Origin of the sequence: Pseudomonas arsenicoxydans, assembly GCF_900103875.1 — a bacterium.
In the GTDB taxonomy this organism is placed as follows: domain Bacteria; phylum Pseudomonadota; class Gammaproteobacteria; order Pseudomonadales; family Pseudomonadaceae; genus Aquipseudomonas; species Aquipseudomonas arsenicoxydans.
This window is the reverse complement of the sequence record NZ_LT629705.1, coordinates 6,463,378-6,489,177: the sequence shown is the minus strand read 5'-3', so window position 1 is coordinate 6,489,177 and position 25,800 is coordinate 6,463,378. Positions and strand designations below refer to the sequence as shown.

Below are 25,800 nucleotides of genomic sequence, written 5' to 3'. Positions count from 1 at the left end.
TGATTCACTGGCAATGCAAAAGGTGACCCATGGGTCGCCTTTTTTATGGCTGCCAATCCGCGCCCTGAATACTTCTCAACAAGTGGGCTTCAGAGGGCTAGGGTTGTCGGACAATTATAAATAGGCACGCCGCAATGACCGCCATGACCCCGTGTCTGGACCGTCCTGGATTTCTGCCCCGTCTGTCTTCGCATCACCTGTCGCGTGATCGATTGACCCAGCCTTTGCTGGCTTCGGCGGCGCGGGTGAAATTACTGTGCGCGCCCGCCGGCAGCGGCAAGACGGCGCTGCTCACCGACTGCCTGCTACAGGCACCACCACATTGTCGGGTGTGTTGGCTGCCGCTGTCAGGCGTGGCATTGAGTCCCGCGGATTTTTGCCAGCGTCTGGCGCAGACATTGGGGCTGGCGTCTGCGCAGGAGTCGGACGTGCTCGGTGCGCTGGCTCGATTGCAGGCGCCGACCTGGCTGTTTGTCGATGACTATTGCCGCGTTCCGAATCCGGAACTCGATCACCTGTTGGACCGCATGCTGGCCGCCAGCAGCCCGATGCTGACCTGGTGGCTGGGTGGCCGACGGCGCCCGCAATGCAACTGGCCACGATTGCTGCTTGATGACGAGTTGTACGAATGCGAGCGCGCCACGCTGGCGTTCAATCAAACGGAAATCGCCTCGCTGTTGCGTCACCTGTCACCGGTCGATGCCAGCACCGCTGCCAGCAAAATCATCCAGCGCAGTGGCGGCTGGTGCGCCGGTGTCCGTGTTGCGCTGCTGCAAAAATGCGATTGGTCGCGCAGCGATCCGCAGCACAGTAGACCGGACACGTTACTCGATTACCTCGAACACGAACTGTTCACCAGCCTGACCCCGGAACTGGCGGAAGTCTGGCGGGTGCTCGCGCATTTTCCGCGATTCAATGCACGCCTGTGCGATCACCTGTTTGGGGCGGGTGAAGGTGCGCAGTTTTTGAAAACGTTGCAAGAGTTGGGGTGTTTTATCGAGCCCTGGAGGGAAACGGATGACTGGTTGCAGATATTCCCACCGCTCACGCAATTGATGCGCGCTGAACAATGGCCGGCAGGGCGCTCATGGCATCGTCGTGCCTGCCAGTGGTTTGCGGCCGAACTCGATTGGAAAGCGGCCTTCGAACATGCCTTGCTGGCTGAAGAGTTCGAGGTCGCGGTCAGTCTGTTGCAGCATTTCAATTTCGAGCACTTGTTCGAGGAACAGACGGTCGTGCTGCTGTTGCATTTACATGAACAACAGGGCGAAGAGCTGATGCTCGGGTCATCGCAACTGGTCGGGCTGATCACCGCTGCCTTGTTGTTTGCCGGTCGATTCGGGCAAGCCGCTGATTGCATCGAGCATCTGTCTCGATTCACTCCTCAGCCGTCGGCATTCCTTCAGCGGCAATTGATTGCGCGCTGGCAGGCCCAGCAAGGCTGGCTACTGCATTTGCAGGGGCACATGGAGGGCGCGCGAGCGCACTTTGTCGATGCACTGAGCGTGCTCGGTCCTGACCTATGGCCCGTGCGCTTGATGTGCCTGTCGGGTTTGACGCAACAGGCCTTGCTGCGGGGTGAGCTTGATGTCGCGCAGGCCATCAACCGCGATGCGTTGTGCCTGGCGCGAGCACAAGGCTCGCTGGTGTTCGAAGGGCTGCTGGAACTCGATCACGCGCAATTGCTGGAGCAACGCGGAGCCCCACAACGTGCCGAAAGTTTGCTCGCCAACATCCATGGCCTGCTCACCCGGCAGCATCGAAAAGCTGAGCCTTTGCTGGGGCGGATTGCCTTGCATCGTGGCCGGTTGAGTTTGACTCAGGGCCTGGATGCCGTGGCTGCCGAGTATTTCGAAGCAGGGCTACAGATCTGCCTGCGCAACCATGACAAACGGGTGCTTTATGGCTTCCTTGGATTGGCGCAGTTAGCAGCCAATAAGCGTGACTATGCTCAAGCGTTTGTTCATCTGCGCGATGCCGAACGCTTGATGCAGCAACGGCAGATTCCCGACACCGTTTATCGCGGTGCGTTGTTGCAGGTCAGCAGTCAACTCTGGCTACAGCAGGGGCGCCCCGAACTGGCCCATGAAGCGCTTAGCCGGGTGCTGCGCCACTACCGTAGTCCGTTGGCGCGACAGGCTCCGCCGGCAACATTAATGTTGATTGCACGGAATGAATACTTGCTGGTATTGGCGCAGGTTTATCTTCACCAGTCCAAGGACCCGATGAGTCAACTCGCCCCGCTGCTCGAACAGTCGCAACGGTCGGCCATGTTGGCGCTGGAAGTCGAATTGCTGTTCGCCGGGGCTGAAGTTGCATGGCTGAGCGGTGATTGCGTTATGGCCAGAGAGTCTTTGCAAAGGGGCTTGACCCTGGTTGATCGTTGCGGCCTCCGACAGGCGTTCTGCGAGTTGCAACTGCGTCAGCCCGATCTTCTATCAACGTTGGGCGTTTCCGGCATCTGTCTTGAAAACACAGTACTCGCTAGTGAAGTAAACCCGCTCAGTCAGCGTGAAGTTGAAGTGCTCAAGTTGATTGCGATGGGTAATTCCAATCAGCAGATTGCAGAGCAACTGTTTATTTCGTTACATACAGTCAAAACTCATTCTCGGCGTATCCATGGAAAGTTAGGTGTCGAGCGCAGAACTCAGGCCGTTGCAAAGGCCAAGCGACTGGGTTTGCTGGATTAAAGTCGGGTGTTGGTTTGTTACGGCGCTTTTGTTTTTTTATTGCGATTAAACGTGTGTTGGGTGTAGTTGGGTTGTGCGGTGAGGCCTGTTTAATATGCGGAAAAAAGTTTGATGTTTTTATCTTGGAAAATGAGCATTAGTGTTTGTTGGTAGAGCAATTGGCATAGTGCCATTGATGTTATCAACAAGGATGATTTCGTGAGTTTTAATAACAGCGTGCCTAGTAAGCGAGATAGGCGACTGGATTACTGGCGTCAGAGTTTTTCCGCGCAAAACGTTCAGCATTTTCTGGGGCTTGAAGCAGCGTTGGTTGAAAGTGAAAAGAGTCTGAATGAAGCGTTGGGCCCACGCGCTTCTCTAAAGGCTTATGCACTGAACCGTGCCCGTTCATGGGCACGCAGAGTCGCAGGTGTCGAGTGTGAGCCCGACCAGATTATCGTGACGTCCCGACATACGCTCCGCGTTGCTGGCAAGGAGATCATTCAGGAAGATAAAAGATCGCTGACCGAGTTTGCGATCTTTGGTTTGCAAATTTCGACGCTCCAGGAATTGAGTTTTGCAGGTCCGGTTTTCCCGGGACTTACCAGCACGGGTCTTCAACAATGGCTTTCGTCGGTCGACATTCGTTCTGACTTCGCCGCGATGATGACGACCGATGCAACCGGGGCGATCAATGAAGCGATGCAAGAGCATTTGGCCAGGCAGATAGAATTCACTCTTTTTTGCGCGAGTGTCGAGCGAGCTCACGAACGTCTGGACGACCGCTTGGTGCTGCGATACCTGGCGGGTGATCCGGCCTTGTTTGTCCGTGGTGTGGTGTTGCCGGGCACGGGAGCGGCAATGAAAGATCTGTTTGTCATCAGCGATAGAGGGAATCCGCAGGGGCGCAACATCCTGTATGCACCTGGTGCGCCGGATGAGAAGGTCTGGCACAGTTTTAACAGTGTCGTCGAGATGGGTAACTCAGTCGGTGACTGGGCCAGCAAGTCTTCGGATTTCATTGATGATCAAGTTGATAGCCGTTATCGGGATTCGGCTCACTTGTTTTTTCGTGAACTCGCGGTGAATAAACGCTTCTGGAAAAACGACGATGTAAAACTGCGTGAATTTATCGAGCCAAAGGCGGGGCAGCCTTTGTTTGGTGTGGTGTCTGAAAGAATTCGTCGAGACAAAATTGAAGCCAATGAATTGGCTTCGGCAAATTATCGGAATGCGCCTGTCTTCTGGCGCGAGCAGTTTGCTCGACTCAATACCGAACTCAAGGCGTTGTATACCGTTGAGGCGCGGGATCATACGTTGATCTCGTATCATCAGTTTGCGTATGACTTGATTAAGTACCAAGTCGAGCAGGTGCTGAAATCTCGAGGGGAACATGTCTCAGTTGATCCGGATTTAATCATTATCGAGTTAAGTCCTTCGGAACAATTGTCACTCACTTCCGTAATTGTCAATGAGCGTGTTTTCGACGCCAAGAATGAAGGCGATGCGAAACCTTCGTACTACCCAAGATTCAGCCTGGCGGCGGGACAACCTGAATTCAAGAAACTGGACATATACGAGTTGTCATCGTGGTCCAAGGTATTACGTCCAGGTGAGCAATATATCGATATGCTGCGCTCGGTTTATCTGGACGCTTCCGAGTTGAGTTATGCGTTCAGGCGCGGTGTCCATCAACAGCGTCAGCTGGCGGAAATGAATCGGGCTGCGCTGTCAGAATACTTTCAACAGCGAATGACCTACGCGCAACTCAATGGTCTTTTAAATTTGATCAGTTCACTGGAGCGTGCGCAGACTCGTGATCCGCTGGGCGATTACCCCGCGATGGAAAACAGTGTTTACCAGCTCTCTTGGTCGGCTTCGCCCGGTGGAGGGGGTCTATGTATTCCGGCTCGTGGCCGCGGGCAAAAACGAGGATTGGTTGTATACGCCGCAAGCTCCAGACGGTTTATGGTTTCGCCCGTTCAGTCATTTTGATGCGTCGGTTCGTATCAAAGGATTGAGGGAGTACTACTCCACGCGTGTTCACTTCACCGATCGCCTCGCGGTCAGTAATTACTTTGATGGACTTGAGGCCTCGACGCGTAGCCTGCCTCCGCCTGCATTGGAGCACAACAGTCGGGTCCGAGACTTTGTCAGGTCTTACGACGCCATGGTCTGGCGCGTCATCAGGGATGTGGACGCGCAGACGACCAGTCTGGCCGAGATCATTGCGGGCTTGACGTACAACGCTGTCATCACTGCCGCACAGGTCATCAGCCTGGTTATTCCTCCTCTAGGGCTCGCGGTCGCCGGGATACAAATCACCAAAAACATTCTTGAAGGTGCGCAGGCCTATCACGATGGGGACAAAAACAAAGCCATCACCCATTTCAAGGACGCATTGATTGATCTGGCCTCGTTGGGCTATGGCAAATACAAGGAGCTGGGCAAGGGCGCAATTACCGCCGCGCAAAAAACGCTGATCGACCTCGCGGGTGATGCAAAGACAGTTGCAGGTCTGGTTTCGGCAGCCATTGGGCAAGAGGTTCCGCACAAGGTACTGCTGCAAATTGTTCAGGATGTATTGGCTGACACCCAGGCACGGGGCAGCAAAACCATCGTCCGTTAACCCTGCTGATCAATCGTTGATCGGATTCGCTGCACGGACGGGCTCATGACCCATCCGCCAACTCACGGCCCGCGTCGCCGCCAGCAATCGCTGCGCCGCCGGGCCGTTTTCGTCGGCGTGAAATAACGAGGTCGGGCCGACAATGGTCATGACCGCCGCGACATTCCCTACCGCGTTGAACACCGGTGCAGACAAGGCGTCCACCCCCGGCATGAGCAAACCATGCACATGATGCAGGCCGCGCTCGCGGATCTGTTCGCACAAGGCCGCATAGGCCTGATCGTCCGCCAAGATGTGGTCAGTGGCGTTTTGCAGTTCCTGATCGCGCAGGTCCACGGTTTCGCGCTTCGGTAGATACGCGCCAAACACCAGGCCAGTGGACGAGCTGAGCAACGGCAGCACCGAGCCCAGTTGCGTCACCACCGTCACCGCGCGTACGGCCGGTTCGATGTGCACCACGGTCGCACCCTGATTGCCCCACACCGCCAAAAAACAGGTTTCATTCAGTTCATCGCGCAACTCGGCCAGGGGCAGGGCGCCGACTTTCAGCACGTCCATACTGTTGAGTGCGGCAAGGCCTACGCGCAGTGCTTCACGACCGAGTCCGTAATGGTTGGTGGCCGTGTTCTGCTCGGCAAAACCGCTGGCAATCAAGGCCTGCAAGTAACGATGAACTTTGCTTGCCGGCATCTGCACGTGTTCGGCCAGACGCGACAACGAGGTCGAAGGTGACAACTCGGCCAGCGCCTTGAGGATGTCGGTGCCGACCTCGGCCGAGCGGACTTTCTGTTTATCGTTGTTGCGCGGCGTTTCCATGAAGGCGGTCTGATCCCGGGACGAATGGGCGTCTTTATAGCTTGACGGTCAATACCAATCAAATTACGTTAAGCGTAATCGAATTACGATAAAAATAACCCTGGCGTGCCTAGACTCTCTTGATCGGAGTAACAGGCCATGCCTACTCCCTGTTCAGGAGGCTCCATGAACCTCGATTCAACGACGCCAGCGCTGGCTTATCAGTCAGGCTTCGGCAACGAATTCAGCAGTGAAGCGTTGCCCGGCGCATTGCCCGTCGGCCAGAACTCCCCGCAAAAAGCCCCTTATGGCCTCTACACCGAGCTGTTCTCCGGCACCGCGTTCACCATGGCTCGCAGCGAAGCGCGGCGCACTTGGATGTACCGCATTCAGCCGTCGGCCAATCACCCGGCGTTCGTCAAACTGGATCGGCAACTGGCCGGCGGCCCGCTGGGTGAAGTGACCCCCAATCGCCTGCGCTGGAATCCGTTGGACATCCCGAGCGAGCCGACCGATTTCATCGATGGGCTGGTGAGCATGGCCGCCAACTCGGGCGCGGACAAACCGGCCGGGATCAGCATCTACAGCTACCGCGCCAACCGCTCCATGGAGCGCGTGTTTTTCAATGCCGATGGCGAACTACTGCTGGTGCCTGAGCTTGGACGCCTGCGCATCGCCACCGAACTGGGCGTGCTGGAACTGGAGCCGCTGGAAATCGCCGTGCTGCCGCGCGGATTGAAATTCCGCGTCGAACTGCTCGACCCGCAGGCACGCGGTTACATCGCCGAAAACCACGGCGCGCCGCTGCGCCTGCCAGACCTGGGGCCAATCGGCAGCAACGGTCTGGCCAATGCGCGGGACTTCCTGACGCCGGTCGCGCATTACGAAAACCTCAAGCAACCGACCACCCTGGTGCAGAAATTCCTCGGCCAGTTGTGGGGCTGCGAGCTCGATCATTCACCGCTGAACGTGGTCGCCTGGCACGGCAATAACGTGCCGTACAAATATGACCTGCGCCGTTTCAACACCATCGGCACGGTCAGTTTCGATCATCCGGACCCGTCGATTTTCACCGTTCTGACGTCGCCGACCAGTGTCCACGGCCTGGCCAATCTGGACTTCGTGATCTTCCCGCCGCGCTGGATGGTCGCCGAGAAAACCTTCCGTCCACCCTGGTTCCACCGCAACCTGATGAACGAATTCATGGGCCTGATCAAGGGCGAGTACGACGCCAAGGCCGAAGGTTTCGTGCCCGGCGGCGCGTCGTTGCACAGCTGCATGAGCGCTCACGGCCCGGATGGTGAGACCTGCACCAAAGCGATCAACGCTGAGCTCGCACCGACGAAAATCGACAACACCATGGCCTTCATGTTCGAGACCAGCCAGGTACTGCGCCCGAGCCGGTTCGCCCTTGAGTGCCCGCAACTGCAACCCAACTACGATGCTTGCTGGGCCACGCTGCCCGCCACTTTCGACCCGACCCGGAGATAACCCATGACTCAGACTTCCATCACTCGTAGCTGGGTTGCTTCCGCCAACGGCCACACGGATTTTCCGCTGCAAAACCTGCCGCTGGGTGTGTTCAGCGTAAACGGCTCGGCACCGCGCAGCGGCGTGGCCATTGGCGAGCATATCTTTGATCTGGAAGCGGCACTGGACGCGGGCCTGTTCGACGGCGCCGCTCGTACCGCCGTCGAAGCCACCCGTGGCGGTCAGCTCAATGGGTTTTTCGAACTGGGCCGCGAGGCTCGCGTAGCGCTGCGCGAACGTCTGCTGGAACTGTTCGCCGAAGGCAGCACGCTGCGCGGCAAGATCGAAGCCCAGGGCGCAAAACTGCTGCCTCTGGCAGCGGATTGCGCGATGCACCTGCCGGCGAAAATCAATGACTACACCGACTTCTACGTCGGCATCGAGCACGCGCAAAACGTCGGCAAGCTGTTCCGCCCCGACAACCCGTTGCTGCCCAACTACAAGTACGTGCCGATCGGTTATCACGGCCGTGCCTCGACCATTCGCCCGTCCGGCACCGATGTTCGCCGTCCGAAGGGCCAGACCTTGCCAGCCGGGCAGACCGAGCCAACTTTTGGCCCGTGTGCGCGCCTGGATTACGAACTGGAGCTGGGCATCTGGATCGGTCCGGGCAACGAGATGGGCGAGTCAATCGCCATCGGTGATGCCGCCGATCATATCGCCGGTTTCTGCCTGCTCAACGACTGGTCGGCGCGCGACATCCAGGCCTGGGAATACCAGCCGCTGGGCCCGTTCCTGTCGAAGAGTTTCATCACCAGCATCTCGCCTTGGGTGGTGACGGCCGAAGCGCTGGAGCCATTCCGCCGTGCTCAGCCTGCGCGTCCTGAAGGCGATCCGCAGCCGCTGCCGTATCTGTTCGACAAGCGCGATCAAGCGACGGGCGCATTCGATATCGAACTGGAAGTCCTGCTGCTGACCGAAGGCCTGCGCGAGCAAAAATTGCCCGCCCATCGCCTGACCCTGAGTAACACCCAACACATGTACTGGACCGTGGCGCAAATGGTCGCGCACCACAGCGTCAACGGCTGTCAGTTGCAGTCCGGTGACCTGTTCGGTTCGGGCACGCTGTCGGGGCCAGAGAACGGTCAGTTCGGCAGCCTGCTGGAAATCACCGAAGGCGGGAAAAAGCCGATTGAGCTGGCCTCGGGCGAGGTGCGTAAATTCCTCGAAGACGGCGACGAAATCATCCTGCGTGCCCGTTGCAGCCGTGACGGTTTTGCGTCCATCGGCTTCGGCGAATGCCGTGGCAAAGTCGTGGCGGCGCGCTAAGAGGATCGGGTCATGGAACTCTATACCTATTACCGTTCGACCTCGTCTTACCGGGTGCGCATCGCGTTGGCGCTCAAGGGCCTGGACTATCAGGCGCTGCCGATCAACCTGATCGCGCCGCCAGGCGGTGAACATCGTCAGCCGCGGTACCTGGCCATCAATCCGCAAGGCCGCGTACCGGCCTTGCGCACGGATGAGGGCGAATTGCTGATCCAGTCACCGGCCATCATCGAGTACCTGGAGGAGCGTTATCCACAGGTGCCGCTGCTGTCCAAAGACCTCGCTGCCCGCGCTCATGAGCGCGGTGTGGCGGCGTTGATCGGTTGCGACGTGCATCCGCTGCACAACGTCAGCGTGCTCAACAAGCTGCGGCAATTGGGACACGATGAGCCACAGGTGGTGGAGTGGATCGGCCTCTGGATCAGCCAGGGGCTGGCGGCGGTGGAACAATTGATTGGCGAGGCGGGGTTTTGCCTTGGCGATCATCCGGGGCTGGCGGACGTCTACCTGATCCCGCAACTGTACGCAGCCGAACGCTTCAATATTTCACTTGAAGCGTATCCACGGATCCGCCGAGTGGCGGCGCTGGCGGCGACGCATCCAGCGTTCATAAAAGCTCACCCGGCCAACCAGCCGGACACCCCTTAAACAGCAAGATCTTTTGCTTTTAATGGACGATTGCGTTGGGCGGTAGATGCCCCAGTCGTTCGGTCAGGCGAATCCGCTGGATCGGGTCATCACTGAGCAGCAACGCATGCTCCAGGTCAAAGCGCTCGGCGTTCGGGCAGTCCAGCCGTTGGTAGAGGCTGGCCCGGGCCAGGTAATCGGAGGCGTTGGCGTTGCCCAGCTCAAGCACTCGCTCGGCGTCGATCAATGCGCCGATGTAGTCATCGTGGGAGAGGTGCAACTGGCGCAAGTTGCGCGACAGGCGCTGCAGCATTTGCACCGGGTCCGCGGTCAGCAAGTGGTCGGCGCCGAGTTGCATGTTCGGTCCGTACTGGCGTTGCAGCAGTTCACGGCAATCGTTGGGGTACAACCGACGCCCGCCACACGGGTCCAGCAAGTGATCGGCGCCCGGTACACGTAGCAGGAAATGCCCAGGGAAATTGACCCCAACCAAAGGAATCTCCAGGCGTCTGGCCAACTCCAGGGCAATCAGTCCCAGGGACAACGGCTGGCCGCGTCGCAGTTCCAGCACCTTATGAAGCAACGCCACTTGCGGGCGCAGTGGCGTGAAGTCGTCCTGGGCGAACCCCAGGTCATTCATCCGCCGAAGCAGCGGTTGGGCCAGTTCGCTCACGGGTAACATCGGCAAGCCATAGCTGACCCGCTGTTGCAGGTCGTTGAAGTCTGCCAGGACTTTTTCCGGGTTCAGCGCCTTGTCGTGCTCGGCCGCCATCCACAGCGCCGCCTCGAACAGCGCGGGCGGTGATCGTTGCAGGCAGGCAAAGAAACATTGGCGGGGCGTCATCTAAATCTCCGGGCAATGCCTCGTTTTAGCCCCGTCTCCAGCATTCGTCCAGTGCTGCACACGGGCGGCTTCAGGTTATGTCTGAAAGCGCTGCATCGCAACGCTGCTTATTCCGGCGCGCTCCTGCAATTTTTGGGCGCAAGCCTATACTGGCGACTACAAGAAGTGATTCGGGAGCCTTACGATGTTCGCTCTCATGCAAAGCACTCGCCTTGAATCGCTGCATCTGAGCGTCGACCCGGTGACCGGGTTGAAGGCGGTCATTGCCATTCATAACAGCCGCCTGGGGCCTGCCCTGGGTGGATGTCGTTACCTTGCCTACCCCAGCGACGAGTCAGCGGTCGAGGATGCCATTCGCCTTGCCCAAGGCATGAGTTACAAGGCCGCGCTTGCCGGCCTGGCTCAGGGTGGAGGGGTAGCCGTCATTGTTCGCCCCGCCCACGTGGAAAACCGCGCCGCGTTGTTCGAAGCGTTCGGGCGCTGCATCAATCAGCTCGACGGCCGCTATATCACCGCCATCGACAGCGGCACCTCGGTGGCGGACATGGATTGCATCGCCCAACAGACCCAACACGTCACCAGCACCACCTCGGCGGGCGACCCTGCGCCTCACGCCGCCATGGGCGTCTTCACTGGCATTCGCGCCACCGCGATGGCCCGCCTGGGTAGCGACAACCTCGAAGGCTTGCGAGTGGCCATCCAAGGTCTGGGCAACGTCGGTTATGCCCTGGCGGAACAACTGCACGCCGCCGGCGCCGAACTGCTGGTCAGCGACATCGACCACGGCAAGGTGCAACTGGCGATGGAGCAATTGGGCGCTCATCCAATCGCCAACGATGCGTTGCTCAGTACGCCTTGCGACATTCTCGCGCCCTGCGGCCTGGGCGGCGTGCTCAACAGTCACAGCGTGACGCAATTGCGCTGCTCGGCAGTGGCGGGTTCCGCGAACAATCAGCTGACTCACCTGGAGGTCGCCGATCAACTGGAGCGGCGGGGCATTTTGTATGCCCCGGATTACGTGATCAATTCCGGCGGGCTGATCTACGTGTCGCTCAAACACCGGGGTGAGGAGCTCACGACCATTACTGCGCACCTGTCGAAAATCGCCTCACGGCTGACCGAAGTATTCGCCCATGCGCAGGCGGAAAAACGCTCACCGGCGCGGGTGGCGGACGAGTTGGCGGAGAAAGTCTTGTATCGATAAAGGGGCGAGGGCCTACCCGGCAAACTTGCTCCACAGGCCCGGCGCCACAAGCGTCGGGCCGGTTAACCGCACGCCGACCCCGCGTGCCAGGAGCCCTGTGATGCTTCACAAGGTTGAGCTGCCCTACACCCGGTTTTTATCCCCTGACGGCCAGTTGCTCGGTGAACTTCCAGCCTGGGCCGACGATTTCAATTTGCTGACGCGCCTCTATCGGCAAATGGTCCTGACCCGCCTCTTCGATCAGAAAGCCGTCGCCCTGCAACGCACCGGGCGCATCGGCACCTATGCACCCACCTTGGGCCAGGAAGCCATCGGCGTGGCGATCGGCAGCGCGATGCACGCCGAAGACGTGCTGGTGCCGTATTACCGCGACACCGCCGTGCAATTGATGCGCGGGGTGCGCATGGAAGAAATCCTGTTGTACTGGGGCGGCGATGAGCGCGGCAGCGATTTTGCTGAACCGGCGGTGGCTGAGGACTTTCCGATCTGCGTGCCCATCGCCACGCAAGCCTTGCATGCCTGCGGCGTCGCCAGCGCTTTCAAGATCCGTGGCGAGCATCGGGTCGCGGTCACCACATGCGGCGACGGCGCGACCAGCAAAGGCGATTTCCTCGAAGCCCTCAATGTCGCTGGCGCCTGGCAGTTGCCCGTGGTGTTCGTGGTCAACAACAACCAATGGGCGATCTCGGTTCCGCGACGGATTCAGTGCGGCGCCCCGACCCTGGCGCAGAAAGCCATCGGCGCCGGGTTCCACGGTGAACAGGTCGACGGCAATGACCTGCTCGCCGTTTACGACCGAGTGCAAGCGGCCCTCGAACGCGCGCGCCACGGCAAAGGCCCGGTGTTGCTCGAATGCTTGAGTTATCGCCTGGGCGATCACACCACCGCGGACGACGCCACGCGTTACCGGTCGGCGGAGGAGGTCAGGCACGCCTGGCTCGAAGAACCGGTCAAACGCCTGCAGCGTTTCATGGTCGGGCAAGGCGTGTGGGACGAAGGCCGGGAGCAGGCGTTGATCAGTGAATGCCAGGACCGGGTGCAGCGCGCTGTGGATAACTTCGAAGCGGCGGGTATTCAGGCCCCTGAATCGGTGATGGATCACGTCTACGCGACCTGGCCGGATGCCTTGGCCGAGCAGCGTGACTGGTTGCTTGAGCGGGCGGCGCGGCGGGCAGGAGGTCCGGGCCATGAGTAACGGCAAGTTCACGCTGCTGGAAGCGGTGAATCTCGCCCTGCACCGGGCCATGAGTGAAGACGACAACGTCATCGTTCTGGGCGAGGACGTCGGGGTCAACGGTGGCGTGTTTCGCGCCACCCAAGGGCTGCGCGACAGCTTCGGTTTCAAGCGGGTGATCGACTCGCCGCTGGCCGAAACCATGCTCGGCGGGCTGGTGATCGGCATGGCGGCACAAGGCTTGAAACCGGTGGTGGAAATTCAGTTCATGGGCTTCATCTACGCCGCCATGGAGCACCTGGTGTCCCACGCCAGCCGCATGCGCAATCGCACGCGGGGGCGGATCACCTGCCCGATGGTCATGCGCACGCCGATGGGCGCGGGGATTCGCGCGCCGGAGCATCACAGCGAAAGCACCGAAGCGCTGTTCGCACACATTCCGGGGCTGCGGGTGGTCATTCCATCGTCCCCTGCCCGGGCCTATGGCTTGCTGTTGGCGGCCATCGATAACCCGGACCCGGTGGTGTTTCTGGAGCCGACCCGGCTCTATCGGATGAACCCGCAAACCCTGGTGGACGATGGCAAACGCTTGCCGCTGGACAGCTGTTTCACCCTGCGCGAAGGCAGCGACATCACCCTCATCAGTTGGGGCGCCAGCGTCATGGAAACCCTGCAAGCTGCCACTGCGCTGGCCGAACGGGGTGTCTCGGCGGAGGTGATCGATGTTGCCTGCATCAAACCGCTGGACCTCGACACCCTGGAAGCCTCGGTGCGCAAGACCGGTCGTTGCGTGATCGTCCACGAAGCACCGCGCTCCTGTGGCGTCGGCGCGGAAATCGCCGCAAGCCTTTATGAGCGTGCGTTGCTTGAATTGCAGGCACCGATCCAGCGCGTCACCGCGCCGGACATTCCGCCGCCGTTGTATCGGCTGGAATCGCTGTACATGCCCAACGTCGACGACATTCTTCTGGCTTGCGACAACGTCTTGCTACACCACTTCTAATAAGTCGCCTGACCCCAAGGAGGCCGCGATGAAATATTTCAAACTGCCGGATCTGGGCGAAGGCTTGCAGGAGGCGGAGATCGTCCGCTGGCATGTCAACGTTGGCGACACCGTCAAGACCGATCAACTGCTGGTGTCGGTGGAAACCGCCAAGGCCCTTGTGGACATTCCCGCGCCCTATGACGGCGTGGTGGCAAAACTGTATGGCGGCGAAGGCGACATTATTCACGTCGGAGAACCGCTGCTCGGTTACGAAGGCGAAGCGGACGCGGGCACCGTGGTCGGGCGGCTCGAGGGCGGCGCCAGCAGTCAGGAGGATTCTTTTTTTATCGGCGCGGCACCTTCGACCCGAGAGCATTTGGCGATTCGAGCCACCCCGGCCGTGCGTCAACTGGCCCGGCAACTGGGTGTGGAACTGAGCGAGTTGAAAGGATCCGGCAACGATGGACTGATCATCCGCAGCGATGTGGAAAGCGCTGCCCAGAACGATCGTGAACGGGTCGGCGGTGAGAAGCTGCGCGGCGTACGACGCAGCATGGCGCTGAACATGGCCCGTTCCCACGCCGAAGTGGTGCCGGTGACCATTTTCGGTGACGCCGACCTGCATCGCTGGGGCCAGGCACGGGAGCCGCTGATTCGACTGGCCAAGGCCATGGCGGCGGCTTGCGCGGTGGAACCGGTGCTCAACAGCGCGTTCGACGGCAAGACCCTGTCGCTTAAACAACACGAACGGCTTGACCTCGGCATCGCCGTCGACACCCCGGACGGTTTGTTTGTACCGGTGCTACGTGATGTCGGCCAGCGCTCGGCGGCGGACTTGAAAGAAGGCGTCATGCGTTTGCGCGCCGACGTGCAGGCACGCTCGATTCCGCCCAAGGAAATGATGGGCGCCACCCTGACCCTGTCGAATTTCGGCACATTGTTCGGCCGCTACGCCAACCCGGTGGTGGTGCCGCCCCAAGTGGCAATCCTCGCCGCTGGCGCGATTCGCGACGAGCCGGTGGCCGTCGATGGCGATGTAGTGGTACATCCGGTGTTGCCGCTGTCGCTGACCTTCGATCATCGCGTGGTGACCGGCGGTGAGGCGGCGCGGTTCTTCAAGGCGCTGGTCGATGCCCTGGAGCAACCCGACGCCTGATTTTTCGCCGGCATGAAAAAGGCCCTGAGCCATTTGACTCAGGGCCTATTCAATTCGGGCGTTGCTTACTTTGTTGCCTTGGCCGCTTTGGCGGGCTTGGCGGGTGCAGCTTCTGCTACTTCAACCGGTGCAGGCGCTTCAACCGGTGCAGCCTTTTCAATCACTTCAGCCGGCGCGTTCAGCAGTTCGGACAGTGCGTCCGGCTGGCTCTTGAACGCTTTGGCAAACACATCGCGATTCTTCGCCATGTAGATGCCGGCTTCTTCCACTTGCTGCTCGCTCAGGGACGGAACGGCTTTTTGCAACACTTCAGCCAGCAATTCGGCCAGTTCGAGCATTTTGTCATGACGGTCAGCTTCGGCTTTATCCATGAACAAGCGCTCCAGATCTCGGCTGCTGCGGTATACCACTTCGACGGCCATTCACCACCTCACATGCCTTCACATTAGTTGTCTGTTTCGACCACTGTATTTATATACAGCGAAAAGGATAAGCGAATCCCTGCGCTTTGGGTAGTGGCTTTTTAATGTAGACCGAAATCAGGGTTTGTCAGCTAAACCGTGGTGTTCCCATCGCGGGCAAGCCCGCTCCCACAAAGTCAGCGTTAACCCTGTGGGAGCGGGCTCGCCCGCGATGGCGCCGGTCCAGGCACCACAAAAGTGTCCAGTAGCAGCCCATCGCCATCTCACCCAACAGCCTCTGGCCTTTTTTCTGCATGCAGAACAACCGTCACGTCCAATCCGCATTATCCGGTCGAACCGACCTAAGGAAGCATCATCGTGAAAATCAACTGGGCCGAGAACCTGCGGCAGAACGTGCATCAACTGGCCGAGTCACTGGGTAACCTGTTCGTCGAGACCTTCCATTACATGGCGCTGTTCGCCATTGGTGCCGTGACCGCATGGGCGGCGGTGATGGAGTTTTTGGGGATGATCGAGGCAGGGCACATCAAGATCGATGACATCCTGCTGCTGTTCATCTACCTGGAACTGGGCGCGATGGTCGGGATTTACTTCAAGACCAACCACATGCCGGTGCGTTTCCTGATCTACGTGGCGATCACGGCGCTGACGCGACTGCTGATCTCCAACGTCTCGCACCATAATCCGCCGGACATCGGCATCATCTACCTGTGCGGCGGGATTTTGCTGCTGGCGTTCTCGATTCTGGTGGTGCGCTACGCGTCGTCGCAGTTTCCTTCAGTGAAGATCGCACACCCGCAGCGCAAGATTGGTGCGGGGTCCGGTGAACATCCCGAAGTCGAGAAGGGCGAGCTTTAAAGCCTACTGGCGGGGCGAGCCTGGCCTTTGACGGAGGGCGGCGGCAGGTTGCGATTGTCGCCGTCGGTCATGGCTTCGAGGATGGTCATGGCGCTGTGACCCTGTTCGATGGCGATGCCAAACTGAATGCTTTGCACCAGGCGCTTGAGGCGCTTGGGATCATTGCGCTGCTCGGCGCTGATCATCCGTTTGGCGACAACACGACCGCTATTGGAAAGGGTCAGCATGATGCTGCCGTCCAGACCTTGAATGCTCAAATTGATCTGATAGTCCGGCGCAAAGGCATCGGTAATGAGCTGAAAGGGGTTGTCCATGATGCGTCACCGCCTGATTGAACGTGCAGTAGTTGACCGGCCATGATCGGGTTGGTTCGCCCCACCAGACCATTGGCAGATTGCTCGCCGAGGTTTCAAAAATCCTTTTGCCTCGCAGGTGATGTAGCAAGGGGCATGCCGGAAAAATTGTCGAACAATAAACCCGGCAAAAAACAGGCGGGCACTGAGGCCCGCCTTCTTTTTGCCTGCCCGTTTCAGGGCATGAACGAGTAGATGATCGCTGACAGTGCAATCAAACCGATCAACACCACGAACACATTCGAGGCCTGCCCCGAGTACTGGCGCAAGGCTGGCACACGGCGGATGGCGTACATCGGCATCAGGAACAACAGGCACGCGATGATCGGTCCGCCGAGGGTTTCGATCATGCCCAGGATGCTCGGGTTGAACGTTGCCACGGCCCAGCAACTGAGGATCATGAACAGCGCGGTAATGCGGTTCAGCCAACTGTTCGACATCACCCGGCCACGGCCGCGCAGGCTTTTCACGATCAGGCCCTGGAAGCCTTCGCTGGCGCCGATGTAATGGCCGAGGAAGGATTTGGTGATCGCCACCAGCGCAATCAGTGGCGCGGCATAAGCGATGACCGGGGTCTGGAAGTGGTTGGCCAGGTACGACAGGATCGAAATGTTCTGCGCCTTGGCCGCCGCCAGGTCCGTCGGGGACAGCGCCAGCACGCAGCTGAAGCAGAAGAACATCACCGTCACCACCATCATCGCGTGGGCGATGGCGAGGATGCCGCTGCTCTTGCGCTCAGCCTGCTCGCCATATCGTTGTTTCTGATCGACGGCGAAGGCAGAGATGATCGGCGAGTGATTGAACGAGAACACCATCACCGGGATCGCCAGCCACAGCGTCTTGAAGAACAACGGCAGCGGCATGCCTTCGCTGGCGGTGGCGAAGAATGCCCCGTTCCAGTTCGGGATCAGGCTGAGGCCCAGCAGCAGCAACGCCGCGACGAAGGGGTAAACCAGCACGCTCATGCATTTGACGATCACGCCCTGGCCGCAACGGACGATAGCCATCAGACCGAGGATCAGCACCAGCGACAGGATCGCCCGGGGTGGCGGGGCGATGTGCAACTGATGTTCCATGAAGCTGCTCAGGGTGTTGGTCAGCGCCACGCTGTACACCAGCAGAATCGGAAAGATCGCAAAGAAATACAGGAGCGTGATCAGTTTGCCGGCGCCGATGCCGAAGTGTTCTTCCACCACTTCGGTGATGTCTCCGGAACGACCCGACAGCACGAAGCGGGTCAGGCCTCGGTGAGCAAAGTAGGTCATTGGAAACGCCAGCACGGCCAGAATCAGTAATGGCCAGAAACCGCCCACGCCGGCGTTGATCGGCAGGAACAGCGTGCCCGCCCCAATCGCCGTGCCGTAGAGGCCGAGCATCCAGGTGGTGTCGTGTTTACTCCAGCCCTTGTGGGCAATTTCGGTATGGCGTGTCAGGTCTACAGCGGGATTATCGGCAGCAGGTGTACGTACATCGGTCATCGTTATTGGCCTCGTTATTATTCTTGCTCGGGCTCACGTATTGCGGACGGTCTGGGAGTGCTACTCAGCACTCCACCCAGCTCACCGCCAGGCCGCCCCGTGAAGTCTCTTTGTATTTGTCATGCATATCGGCGCCGGTATCGCGCATGGTGCGGATGACCCGGTCCAGGGAAATGAAGTGTTTGCCGTCGCCGCGCAGGGCCATTTGCGTGGCGTTGATTGCCTTCACGGCGGCAATCGCGTTGCGCTCGATGCACGGCACCTGGACCAGGCCGCCGACCGGATCGCAGGTCAGGCCAAGGTTGTGTTCCAGGCCGATTTCTGCGGCGTTTTCCAGTTGTTCCGGCGTGGCGCCGAGCACATCGGCCAGACCGGCGGCGGCCATCGCGCAGGCGGAACCGACCTCGCCCTGACAGCCCACTTCGGCGCCGGAGATGGATGCGTTTTTCTTGCAGAGAATGCCGACGGCCGCCGCGCCCAGGAAGAACGCCACGACGTCGTCGTCCGACGCATCCGGGTTGAATTTCATGTAGTAGTGCAGCACCGCCGGAATGATCCCTGCCGCACCGTTGGTAGGCGCGGTGACCATTCGTCCGCCGGCCGCGTTTTCTTCGTTCACGGCGAGGGCAAACAGGTTGACCCATTCCATGGCCGACAGGGTGGAGGTGATGACATTGGGCTTGCCGATTTCCAGCAGGCTGCGGTGCAATTTCGCCGCGCGGCGTGGAACATTCAGACCGCCGGGCAGGATGCCTTCGTGGCGCAGGCCTTGCTCGACGCACTCGCGCATCACCGACCAGATGTGCAGCAGGCCCTGACGAATTTCCGCTTCACTGCGCCAGGCCAGTTCGTTGGCCATCATCAGTTCTGAAACCCGCAGGCCGTGCTGATTGCAGAGCTTAAGCAATTCGGCGGCGCTGGAAAAATCGTACGGCAGCACCACGTCGCTGGTCGGCGCGATACCGGACTCGGCTTCGGCTGCTTCAATGATGAAACCGCCGCCGATCGAATAGTAGGTTTGTTCGGACAACTCGCCGTTTTCACCAAAGGCTGTCAGGGACATGGCGTTGGGGTGGTAGGGCAGGCTCTCGTCGAGCAGCAGGAGATCGCGTTGCCAGTTGAAGGCAATGGTGGTTTTGCCGGCCAGAGACAATTCGCCGGTTTCGCGCAGGGCCTGAATTCGGCTTTCGATGGTGATCGGGTCGATGCTGTCCGGCCATTCGCCCATCAGGCCCATGATGCAGGCGCGGTCGGTGGCGTGACCGACGCCTGTGGCCGACAACGAACCGTAGAGACGGATTTCTACCCGACGTACGGCGTCCAGCAAATGCTGGTCAATCAGCGCTTGGGCGAAGGTCGCCGCGGCGCGCATCGGGCCGACGGTGTGGGAGCTGGACGGACCGATGCCGACTTTGAAGAGATCGAAAACACTGATAGCCATGCTAAAGCCTATACAAGCAATGGAAGAGGAATCGCTGCCATTTTTTCTAGGACAAGCGCAATGTCGGCGATACTGCCTCCCTCGGTCCTACGTGACCAACGAAACTTCCTAAGACAGCCTTTAGCAGGACTAAACAATGAGCCGCCAATTGCACGCCCAGACTTACGTCTGGCTGCACGTGTTTTCCTGTGCCGCGCGGCACTTGTCGTTCACCCGCTGCGCCGAAGAACTGCACATCACGCCGGGTGCAGTCAGTCAGCAAATCCGCCAACTGGAAGAGCGGCTGGGTTTTCGACTGTTTCACCGTCGCGCTCGGGGCGTGGAGTTGAGCGCAGAAGGCCAGCGACTGGCCATCACGGTGAATGAGGCTTACGGCAGCATCGATGCGGAATTGCGACGACTGGACGCGGGAATGATCAGCGGAATTCTGCGGCTGCGCTCGATTCCCTCCTTCCTGAGCAAATGGCTGACGCCGCGATTGCCGCGCTTGCAGCAGCGCTTTCCGGACATTCAATTACGTCTGGTGGCCGAGGACAGCAGCGTGCCGCTGCACGAGGGTGATTTCGACCTGGCCATCGATCTGAATGACGGCAGTTACCCCGGCTTGTTATCCACAACCCTGCTCGACGAGCAGATCTTTCCGGTCTGTGCCCCGAGCCTGCTGCGTGGCCGGCCGCCCCTGCACGGCCCGGCGGATCTGGTGCACTTTCCGTTGTTGCACGACATCACCGCCTGGCGCGGCAGTTACGAGTACGCGGAATGGGAGTTTTACCTCAACGCCATCGGTTTCGAGGGCGCGGACGTGCGGCGCGGCCACACCTTCAACCGCAATCACCTGACCATCGAAGCGGCGATTGCCGGGATGGGCGTAGCGATTGCGCGAAGAACACTGCTCAACGATGAGCTGGAGCGGGGGACATTGATTGTGCCGTTTGGCCTGGCGGTGCCCAACCACAAGCGCTACGTGCTGCTCTATGCGCCGGGGGCGCTGAGCCATCCGGGCGTGCGTGCGGTGCATGACTGGCTGGTAGAAGAGGCGGCGGTTTTTCGCAGCTTGCATCCACTGGCGGAGCGGCAGATGTGAGCAATTATGACAAACGAGCGTTGCGACCCAACTCCCGACCTTAACAGCGCTTTTACTCCTTGTCCGGCTTTTTCTGCGAATCCAGAATTATCTTTTTTTAGGGGTTGAAATGTTCTGCGAGCAGACCGATTGTGTAACCAAGAGGTCACGGTGATGACGCCCAAGGGCTAGCCGAAGGGCCTCTCGCGAGCTAGCTGAAATAAGGGAAGAACTATGCAAATCCAAGTCAACAGTGATAACCATATTCAAAGCAGCATCCGACTGGAGGAGTGGGTACGTACTACCATTGAGAGCACGCTCGAACGTTATGAAGAGGACCTGACACGCGTCGAGGTTCATCTGCGGGACGAAAACGGCGACAAGCCTGGTCCCCATGACATGCGCTGCCAGCTGGAAGCGCGGCCAAAAGGCCACCAACCGATTTCTGTCACTCATAAAGCCGACACCCTGGAGCAAGCAATCGACGGTGCGGCCGAAAAACTGGAACATGCGCTGGAACACCTGTTTGGCAAACTGCGGGGCAAACCACGTGCCGCTGTAGTGCCGTTCGAAAGAGCCGCAGCCGATGCGCTGCTGGAAGACGAATTTCTCGAAAACGAACAGGCTGCACAAAACGGCTGAGTCCTGAGTCACCATCTACCTTTCAACTGACAAACGGGTCTGCTTATGCAGGCCCGTTTTTATTTGTGTCGAGAACGATCAGAGGTGCTGCGCAGTACCTTTTGCATTTTGGAGACGCAGGCCGGCATCCGGCAGTTGAATCAGTTTTTGCGCATGAGAAGTTTTATCATTAGTATTGCGGCCTTGTTGACCGTGTGACGTTCACGCGGTCTCACCGTTTCAAGGTCGAAGCATGAAAGGCAAGATCAGCGCGCTATCTGTTTCCTACCGACTGGTCGTCACTTGCCGGGTGCTGGGCGGCTATGGCGTTACGCAGTTGCCGAGCCGATGATCACCAGCCCCCCGGAATTGCGCGACGATGAACACCGGGGTGCCCGCGCGCATTTTCTTCAGGTGTTCCTGTCCCAGCGCTCGCAAATGGAAGCGCTGGTGAACCGGCGTGTCGGCTGCCAGGCGACTGCCGCTGATCTGGTGCAGGACTTGTTCCTGCGCTTCTGGCGTCGACCTTTGGTGCAAGTCGAGGAGCTCAGCACGTACCTGCTGCGGTGCGCCGGCAACATCGCTATCGATCATTTGCGCAGCGAAGGCACGCGGGTGCGGGTCAATGAAGGCTGGGCACCGGACCCACCAGACAGCCAGGGCAGTGAGCCGCAAGCCGCCCTGGAGGCGGGCAACGATTTGCGTCATGTCGAAGCGGCGTTGCGCGCGCTGCCTGAGCGCACCCGGCAGATCTTTCTGCTCAATCGCATCCACGGTCGCAAATACGCCGAGATCGCCAAGGCCATGGGCCTGTCCCAAAGCGCCGTGGAAAAACACATGATGCGCGCTCTCGATGCCTGCAAGGCCAGCCTGCGGGAACCGCCCGCGCGCACGCCAGGGAAAGCACCGTGAACCCATTCGACCGCGTCACTCCGACGCCCGCGCAAGAGCAGGCCGCGTTGGCCTGGCTGTGCCTGCTGCACGACCAGCCCAGCAGCGGCGACCAGCTCACGTTCAGTCATTGGCTGCAAGCCGACCCTGCGCATGCCGAGGCTTATGCTCAGGCGCAAGTACTGTGGGAACTCAGTGAAGGGCCGGCACGAACCCTGGCCGATGAAGACGCGTTTGCCTTGCAGGGTTACCTCAATGCCATTGATTCCTCTCGCCGCAACAACGTGCGGCGCTGGTCGGGGGCGTTGGCCGTGGCGGCGTGTCTGTTGCTGATGATCGGTTTCGGCGTTGGATGGCAGCCGTCGCGTTGGGTCGATGATCTGGGAGCCGACTATGTCTCGGCACCGGGGCAAATCAAAACCGTGACGTTAGCCGATCAGTCGCAAGTCACGCTGGATGCCGACAGCGCCATCGCCGTGGATTTCAGTCGCGGCGAGCGTCACGTTCAATTACGCCGTGGTGCCGGTTTTTTTAGCGTGACGCACACCGGCGATCCATTTGTGGTTGAAGCCGAAAAGGGTCAGGCGCGGGTGTTGGGCACGCAGTTTGAAGTGCGTCTGCAAGCGCACGGCGCGCGGGTCACAGTGCTGTCCGGACGTGTCGGCGTGACCGCGGACAAGCACGCCGAGCCGCAAATCCTGACCGCCGGCCAGCAAGTGGCGTACGGCGAGGGCTCGGCGGAAAAACTGCACGCCGTCGACAGCGAAGCGCAGTTGGCCTGGCGTCAGGGCTGGCTCAATTACTACAAGGCCACGCTGGCCGAGGTGGTGCAGGATCTGCAGCGTTATTACCCGGGACGAATCGTGTTGCTCAACGATGAGCTGGCAGCGCGGCGGCTCAGTGGCAGTTTCCCGAGCAAGGACCCGCAAGCGGTGTTGAATTCGTTGCAGGGCGTGGTGGGGTTTGAGCAGCACAGCGCTTTGGGGCATCTGATTATTTTGCGCTGAGGTGGCTATCCTCATCGCGGGCAAGCCCGGCTCCCACAGAGATTTGTGGTGATCACAAAAAATGTGGCTCAACTCTGATCTCCTGTGGGAGCGGGCTTGCCCGCGATGACGGCAGACCAGACACCACATCTTCCCAGGCAAAAATTATTTTCAACATTTTGATGAGGTAAACCCGAGCCCCATCCGTGTAGTGACTGAAACTGCGAGTCATTCGCATTCCGTAGGTTCTACACAGGTCATTGAGCAATGAAGTCCAGGGCAAAATCGGGTTCGGTCAAACAATGGTTGGGTGCCTCTGCACTGAGCTTTTCGGCGTTGGCATTGCTGCCGTTGAGCATCGCGTCGGCCGCTGAGGCTGCCGGCACGCAGCAGCGCACGCCGTTCAGCTTCGCCATCGCCGCCAAACCGCTGCCCCAGGCCCTGAGCGATTTCAGCCGCCTCACCGGCATCAGCGTCGTCTACACCGATGAAGCGCCTTACGGCCTTACCGCGCCGGCGATCAATGGCCCATTGAGCGCCGAGCAGGCCATGCAGCGTTTGCTCAGCGGTTCGGGTTTGACCTTCCGTCCTACCGATGCTCGCACCTTCGTACTGGAACCGGTGCCCACCGCCGGCACGTTGAATCTGGGCGCGACGACCATTACCTCGGTGGCCGATCAATCCACAAGCTACCAACCGCCGCCGACCAGTTCGGTGATGCGCTCATCGGCCTTGCTCCAGGAAATCCCCCAGACCGTCAACGTGATCCCGGCCCAGGTCATTCGCGATCAGGCGCCGCGCAATCTCGATGATGCGCTGGCCAACGTCAGCGGCATCACTCAGGGCAATACGCTGGCGAGTACCCAGGACTCTGTGATGACTCGCGGTTTCGGCGACAACCGCAACGGCTCGATCATGCGCGACGGCATGCCGATCGTGCAGGGCCGTGGCATGAACGCCAGCGTCGACCGCGTCGAAGTGCTCAAGGGGCCGGCCTCGCTGCTGTATGGCATTCAAGACCCGGGCGGCGTGGTCAACATGGTCAGCAAGAAACCCGAACTCGAGCAATACAACGCCCTGAACTTGCGCGGTTCGACGTACGGCGACGGCAAGAACGGCAGCGGTGGCGGTCTCGACAGCACCGGCGCGCTCGGCACTTCAGGCCTCGCTTACCGCATGGTGCTGGACCATGAAGACGAAGATTACTGGCGCAACTTCGGCACCCACCGCGAGACGCTGGTGGCACCGTCACTGGCCTGGTTCGGCGACAGCACCACGCTGTTGTTCGCCTACGAACACCGTGAGTTCCTGACCCCGTTCGACCGTGGCACCGTCATCGATCCGCGCACCAACCACCCGTTGGACATCTCGCGCAACGAGCGCCTGGACGAGCCGTTCAACAACATGGAGGGCCGTTCGGACTTGTATCACTTCGAAGCCGACCATGAACTCAATGACAACTGGAAAGCCCACTTCGGCTACAGCTGGAACCGTGAAACCTACGACGCCAGTCAGGTGCGCATCACGGCCATCGACACTACAAAAGGCACGCTGACCCGCAGCATGGACGGCACGCAGAATGCGGTCAGCACCGACCGTTTCACCACCGCCAGCCTCGAAGGCAACGTCAATGTGCTGGGCTTGCAACACGACGTGGTGGTCGGCATCGATGACGAATACCGCAAGATTTACCGCGAAGACCTGATCCGCCAGAAAAGCCTGAGCACCTTCAGCTACGTCAACCCGGTCTATGGCCGCGAAGTCGCCGGGACCACTGTCAGCCCGGCCGACAGCGCGCAGACCGATCAGCTGCGCAGCGACTCGATCTTCCTTCAAGACTCGATCCACCTGACGGATCAATGGATTCTGGTGGCTGGCGGGCGCTTCCAGGAATACGACCAGTACGCCGGCAAAGGCGTGCCGTTCCAGGCCAACACCGACGGCAACGGGCAGAAGTGGGTGCCGCGTGCCGGCCTGGTCTATCGCTTCACCGATGAACTGTCGTTCTACGGCAGCTATACCGAATCGTTCAAACCTAACTCGACCATCGCACCGTTGAGCGGGAGCAGCACCGTGCTCGACGGCAGCATCGCGCCGGAAGAAGCCAAGTCCTGGGAAATCGGGGCCAAGCTCGACATGCCAGGGCGCATCACCGGCGACATCGCGCTGTTCGACATCAAGAAACGCAACGTGCTGGTGGCCAACTCCGAAGGCCCGGTGACGATTTACAGCGCCGCCGGTGAAGTGCGTTCCCGTGGTCTGGAAGTGGATGTGAGCGGCCAGCTCAGTGATCGATGGAGCATGATCGGCAGCTATGCCTACACCGACGCCGAAGTCACTGAAGACCCGCTCTACAAGGGCAAGCAATTGCAAAACGTCGCCAAGAACAGTGGCTCGCTGTCGGCGGTCTATGACTTCGGAACGATTGTGGGCGGCGATCAGTTGCGGGTCGGCGCGGGTGCGCGTTATGTCGGTGAGCGAGCAGGTAACGCAGTCAACGATTTCGACCTGCCGAGCTACACCGTGGCCGACGCGTTCGCCACTTACGACACCAAGGTCGAAGGGCAGAAGGTCAAGTTTCAGCTCAACGTGAAGAACCTGTTTGATCGCACTTACTACACGTCTGCGGCGAGCCGGTTCTTTGTGTCGATGGGGGATTCGCGGCAGATTTCACTGTCCAGCACGCTGGAGTTCTGATCGCAGACCGCGTCATCGTTCATCGCGGGCAAGCCCGCTCCCACAGGATTTATGAGCACCACAGATCCCATGTGGGAGCGGGCTTGCCCGCGATGGCGGCCTGACATT

At 59.8% G+C, this 25,800-nt stretch carries 21 protein-coding genes and 1 pseudogene; 16 read left to right on the top strand and 6 right to left on the bottom strand.

Annotated features, from left to right (window positions below; genetic code table 11):
• Nucleotides 1-134 precede the first annotated feature (134 nt).
• The 3 genes from BLQ41_RS30310 (at nucleotide 135) to BLQ41_RS30300 (ending at nucleotide 5,298) form a co-directional block, all read left to right on the top strand.
• Nucleotides 135-2,690, top strand: coding sequence for a LuxR C-terminal-related transcriptional regulator (locus tag BLQ41_RS30310; protein WP_090188288.1), 2,556 nt, complete (start codon nucleotides 135-137; stop codon nucleotides 2,688-2,690).
• A gap of 198 nt (nucleotides 2,691-2,888) precedes the next feature.
• Nucleotides 2,889-4,664: a dermonecrotic toxin domain-containing protein gene (locus BLQ41_RS30305; protein ID WP_090188285.1), complete on the top strand. Its 1,776-nt coding sequence runs from the start codon at nucleotides 2,889-2,891 to the stop codon at nucleotides 4,662-4,664.
• Nucleotides 4,609-5,298, top strand: a complete 690-nt coding sequence (locus tag BLQ41_RS30300; RefSeq protein WP_157695055.1) for a hypothetical protein — start codon at nucleotides 4,609-4,611, stop codon at nucleotides 5,296-5,298. Before BLQ41_RS30305 ends, BLQ41_RS30300 begins: the two co-directional genes overlap by 56 nt.
• A 9-nt stretch (nucleotides 5,299-5,307) precedes the next feature.
• Here BLQ41_RS30300 and BLQ41_RS30295 read toward each other — a convergent pair whose 3' ends face one another.
• Nucleotides 5,308-6,114: an IclR family transcriptional regulator gene (locus tag BLQ41_RS30295; RefSeq protein WP_090188279.1), complete on the bottom strand. Its 807-nt coding sequence runs from the start codon at nucleotides 6,112-6,114 to the stop codon at nucleotides 5,308-5,310.
• Between the two features lie 165 nt (nucleotides 6,115-6,279).
• Between BLQ41_RS30295 and hmgA the strand changes: the two genes are divergently transcribed.
• Genes hmgA through maiA form a run of 3 tightly spaced genes read left to right on the top strand, consistent with a single transcriptional unit; the run spans nucleotide 6,280 to nucleotide 9,540 of the window.
• Entirely contained in the window at nucleotides 6,280-7,584 is a 1,305-nt protein-coding gene (gene hmgA, locus BLQ41_RS30290) for a homogentisate 1,2-dioxygenase (protein WP_090188276.1), read from the top strand.
• Nucleotides 7,585-7,587: 3 nt separating this feature from the next.
• Nucleotides 7,588-8,892, top strand: a complete 1,305-nt coding sequence (gene fahA / locus BLQ41_RS30285) for a fumarylacetoacetase (RefSeq protein ID WP_090188274.1) — start codon at nucleotides 7,588-7,590, stop codon at nucleotides 8,890-8,892.
• A gap of 12 nt (nucleotides 8,893-8,904) precedes the next feature.
• Nucleotides 8,905-9,540 carry a maleylacetoacetate isomerase gene (gene maiA, locus BLQ41_RS30280; RefSeq protein WP_090188271.1) on the top strand — a complete coding sequence of 212 codons (636 nt, stop codon included), beginning with the start codon at nucleotides 8,905-8,907 and terminating at the stop codon, nucleotides 9,538-9,540.
• A gap of 19 nt (nucleotides 9,541-9,559) precedes the next feature.
• On the opposite strand, the gene BLQ41_RS30275 is transcribed toward maiA, so the two are convergent.
• Nucleotides 9,560-10,363, bottom strand: coding sequence for a SirB1 family protein (locus tag BLQ41_RS30275; protein ID WP_090188270.1), 804 nt, complete (start codon nucleotides 10,361-10,363; stop codon nucleotides 9,560-9,562).
• Nucleotides 10,364-10,547: 184 nt separating this feature from the next.
• Here BLQ41_RS30275 and BLQ41_RS30270 point away from each other — a divergent pair, with 184 nt between their 5' ends.
• The 4 genes from BLQ41_RS30270 to BLQ41_RS30255 all read left to right on the top strand — a co-directional run bounded on the left by BLQ41_RS30270 (nucleotide 10,548) and on the right by BLQ41_RS30255 (nucleotide 14,882).
• Entirely contained in the window at nucleotides 10,548-11,567 is a 1,020-nt protein-coding gene (locus tag BLQ41_RS30270; RefSeq protein ID WP_090188268.1) for a Glu/Leu/Phe/Val dehydrogenase family protein, read from the top strand.
• A gap of 100 nt (nucleotides 11,568-11,667) precedes the next feature.
• Nucleotides 11,668-12,762, top strand: a complete 1,095-nt coding sequence (gene pdhA, locus BLQ41_RS30265; RefSeq protein WP_090188265.1) for a pyruvate dehydrogenase (acetyl-transferring) E1 component subunit alpha — start codon at nucleotides 11,668-11,670, stop codon at nucleotides 12,760-12,762.
• On the top strand, nucleotides 12,755-13,744 hold the full coding sequence (locus BLQ41_RS30260; RefSeq protein ID WP_090188263.1) for an alpha-ketoacid dehydrogenase subunit beta: 990 nt from the start codon (nucleotides 12,755-12,757) through the stop codon (nucleotides 13,742-13,744). Before pdhA ends, BLQ41_RS30260 begins: the two co-directional genes overlap by 8 nt.
• Nucleotides 13,745-13,772: 28 nt before the next feature.
• Nucleotides 13,773-14,882, top strand: coding sequence for a dihydrolipoamide acetyltransferase family protein (locus tag BLQ41_RS30255; RefSeq protein WP_090188260.1), 1,110 nt, complete (start codon nucleotides 13,773-13,775; stop codon nucleotides 14,880-14,882).
• Nucleotides 14,883-15,049: 167 nt separating this feature from the next.
• Here the strand turns inward: BLQ41_RS30255 and BLQ41_RS30250 are convergent.
• Nucleotides 15,050-15,304 (bottom strand): annotated as a pseudogene (locus tag BLQ41_RS30250) (YebG family protein); the annotation flags it as partial.
• 357 nt (nucleotides 15,305-15,661) lie between these two features.
• Between BLQ41_RS30250 and BLQ41_RS30245 the strand changes: the two are divergent.
• Nucleotides 15,662-16,162, top strand: coding sequence for a phosphate-starvation-inducible protein PsiE (locus BLQ41_RS30245; RefSeq protein ID WP_090188255.1), 501 nt, complete (start codon nucleotides 15,662-15,664; stop codon nucleotides 16,160-16,162).
• Here BLQ41_RS30245 and BLQ41_RS30240 read toward each other — a convergent pair.
• The 3 genes from BLQ41_RS30240 to BLQ41_RS30230 all read right to left on the bottom strand — a co-directional run bounded on the left by BLQ41_RS30240 (nucleotide 16,159) and on the right by BLQ41_RS30230 (nucleotide 19,434).
• A complete protein-coding gene (locus BLQ41_RS30240) occupies nucleotides 16,159-16,476 on the bottom strand; it encodes a DUF3509 domain-containing protein (RefSeq protein WP_090188252.1) in 318 nt (105 codons plus the stop codon). The genes BLQ41_RS30245 and BLQ41_RS30240 overlap by 4 nt on opposite strands.
• Nucleotides 16,477-16,691: 215 nt before the next feature.
• The gene (locus BLQ41_RS30235; RefSeq protein ID WP_090188249.1) at nucleotides 16,692-17,993 is read right to left on the bottom strand and encodes a serine/threonine transporter; all 1,302 of its coding nucleotides are present in this window, start codon (nucleotides 17,991-17,993) and stop codon (nucleotides 16,692-16,694) included.
• Between the two features lie 64 nt (nucleotides 17,994-18,057).
• Nucleotides 18,058-19,434 carry an L-serine ammonia-lyase gene (locus BLQ41_RS30230; RefSeq protein ID WP_090188246.1) on the bottom strand — a complete coding sequence of 459 codons (1,377 nt, stop codon included), beginning with the start codon at nucleotides 19,432-19,434 and terminating at the stop codon, nucleotides 18,058-18,060.
• A 136-nt stretch (nucleotides 19,435-19,570) separates the two neighbouring features.
• Here BLQ41_RS30230 and BLQ41_RS30225 point away from each other — a divergent pair, with 136 nt between their 5' ends.
• The 5 genes from BLQ41_RS30225 to BLQ41_RS30205 all read left to right on the top strand — a co-directional run bounded on the left by BLQ41_RS30225 (nucleotide 19,571) and on the right by BLQ41_RS30205 (nucleotide 25,692).
• Complete coding sequence (locus BLQ41_RS30225; RefSeq protein ID WP_090188243.1) at nucleotides 19,571-20,518, top strand: LysR substrate-binding domain-containing protein; 948 nt, start codon at nucleotides 19,571-19,573, stop codon at nucleotides 20,516-20,518.
• 213 nt (nucleotides 20,519-20,731) lie between these two features.
• Complete coding sequence (locus BLQ41_RS30220) at nucleotides 20,732-21,139, top strand: HPF/RaiA family ribosome-associated protein (protein WP_090188240.1); 408 nt, start codon at nucleotides 20,732-20,734, stop codon at nucleotides 21,137-21,139.
• A gap of 327 nt (nucleotides 21,140-21,466) precedes the next feature.
• Nucleotides 21,467-22,030: an RNA polymerase sigma factor gene (locus tag BLQ41_RS30215; protein WP_090188237.1), complete on the top strand. Its 564-nt coding sequence runs from the start codon at nucleotides 21,467-21,469 to the stop codon at nucleotides 22,028-22,030.
• Nucleotides 22,027-23,016, top strand: a complete 990-nt coding sequence (locus BLQ41_RS30210; RefSeq protein WP_090188234.1) for a FecR family protein — start codon at nucleotides 22,027-22,029, stop codon at nucleotides 23,014-23,016. The genes BLQ41_RS30215 and BLQ41_RS30210 overlap by 4 nt, the downstream gene beginning before the upstream one ends.
• A 246-nt stretch (nucleotides 23,017-23,262) precedes the next feature.
• Entirely contained in the window at nucleotides 23,263-25,692 is a 2,430-nt protein-coding gene (locus tag BLQ41_RS30205) for a TonB-dependent siderophore receptor (protein WP_090188232.1), read from the top strand.
• The last annotated feature ends 108 nt before the right edge of the window (nucleotides 25,693-25,800 follow it).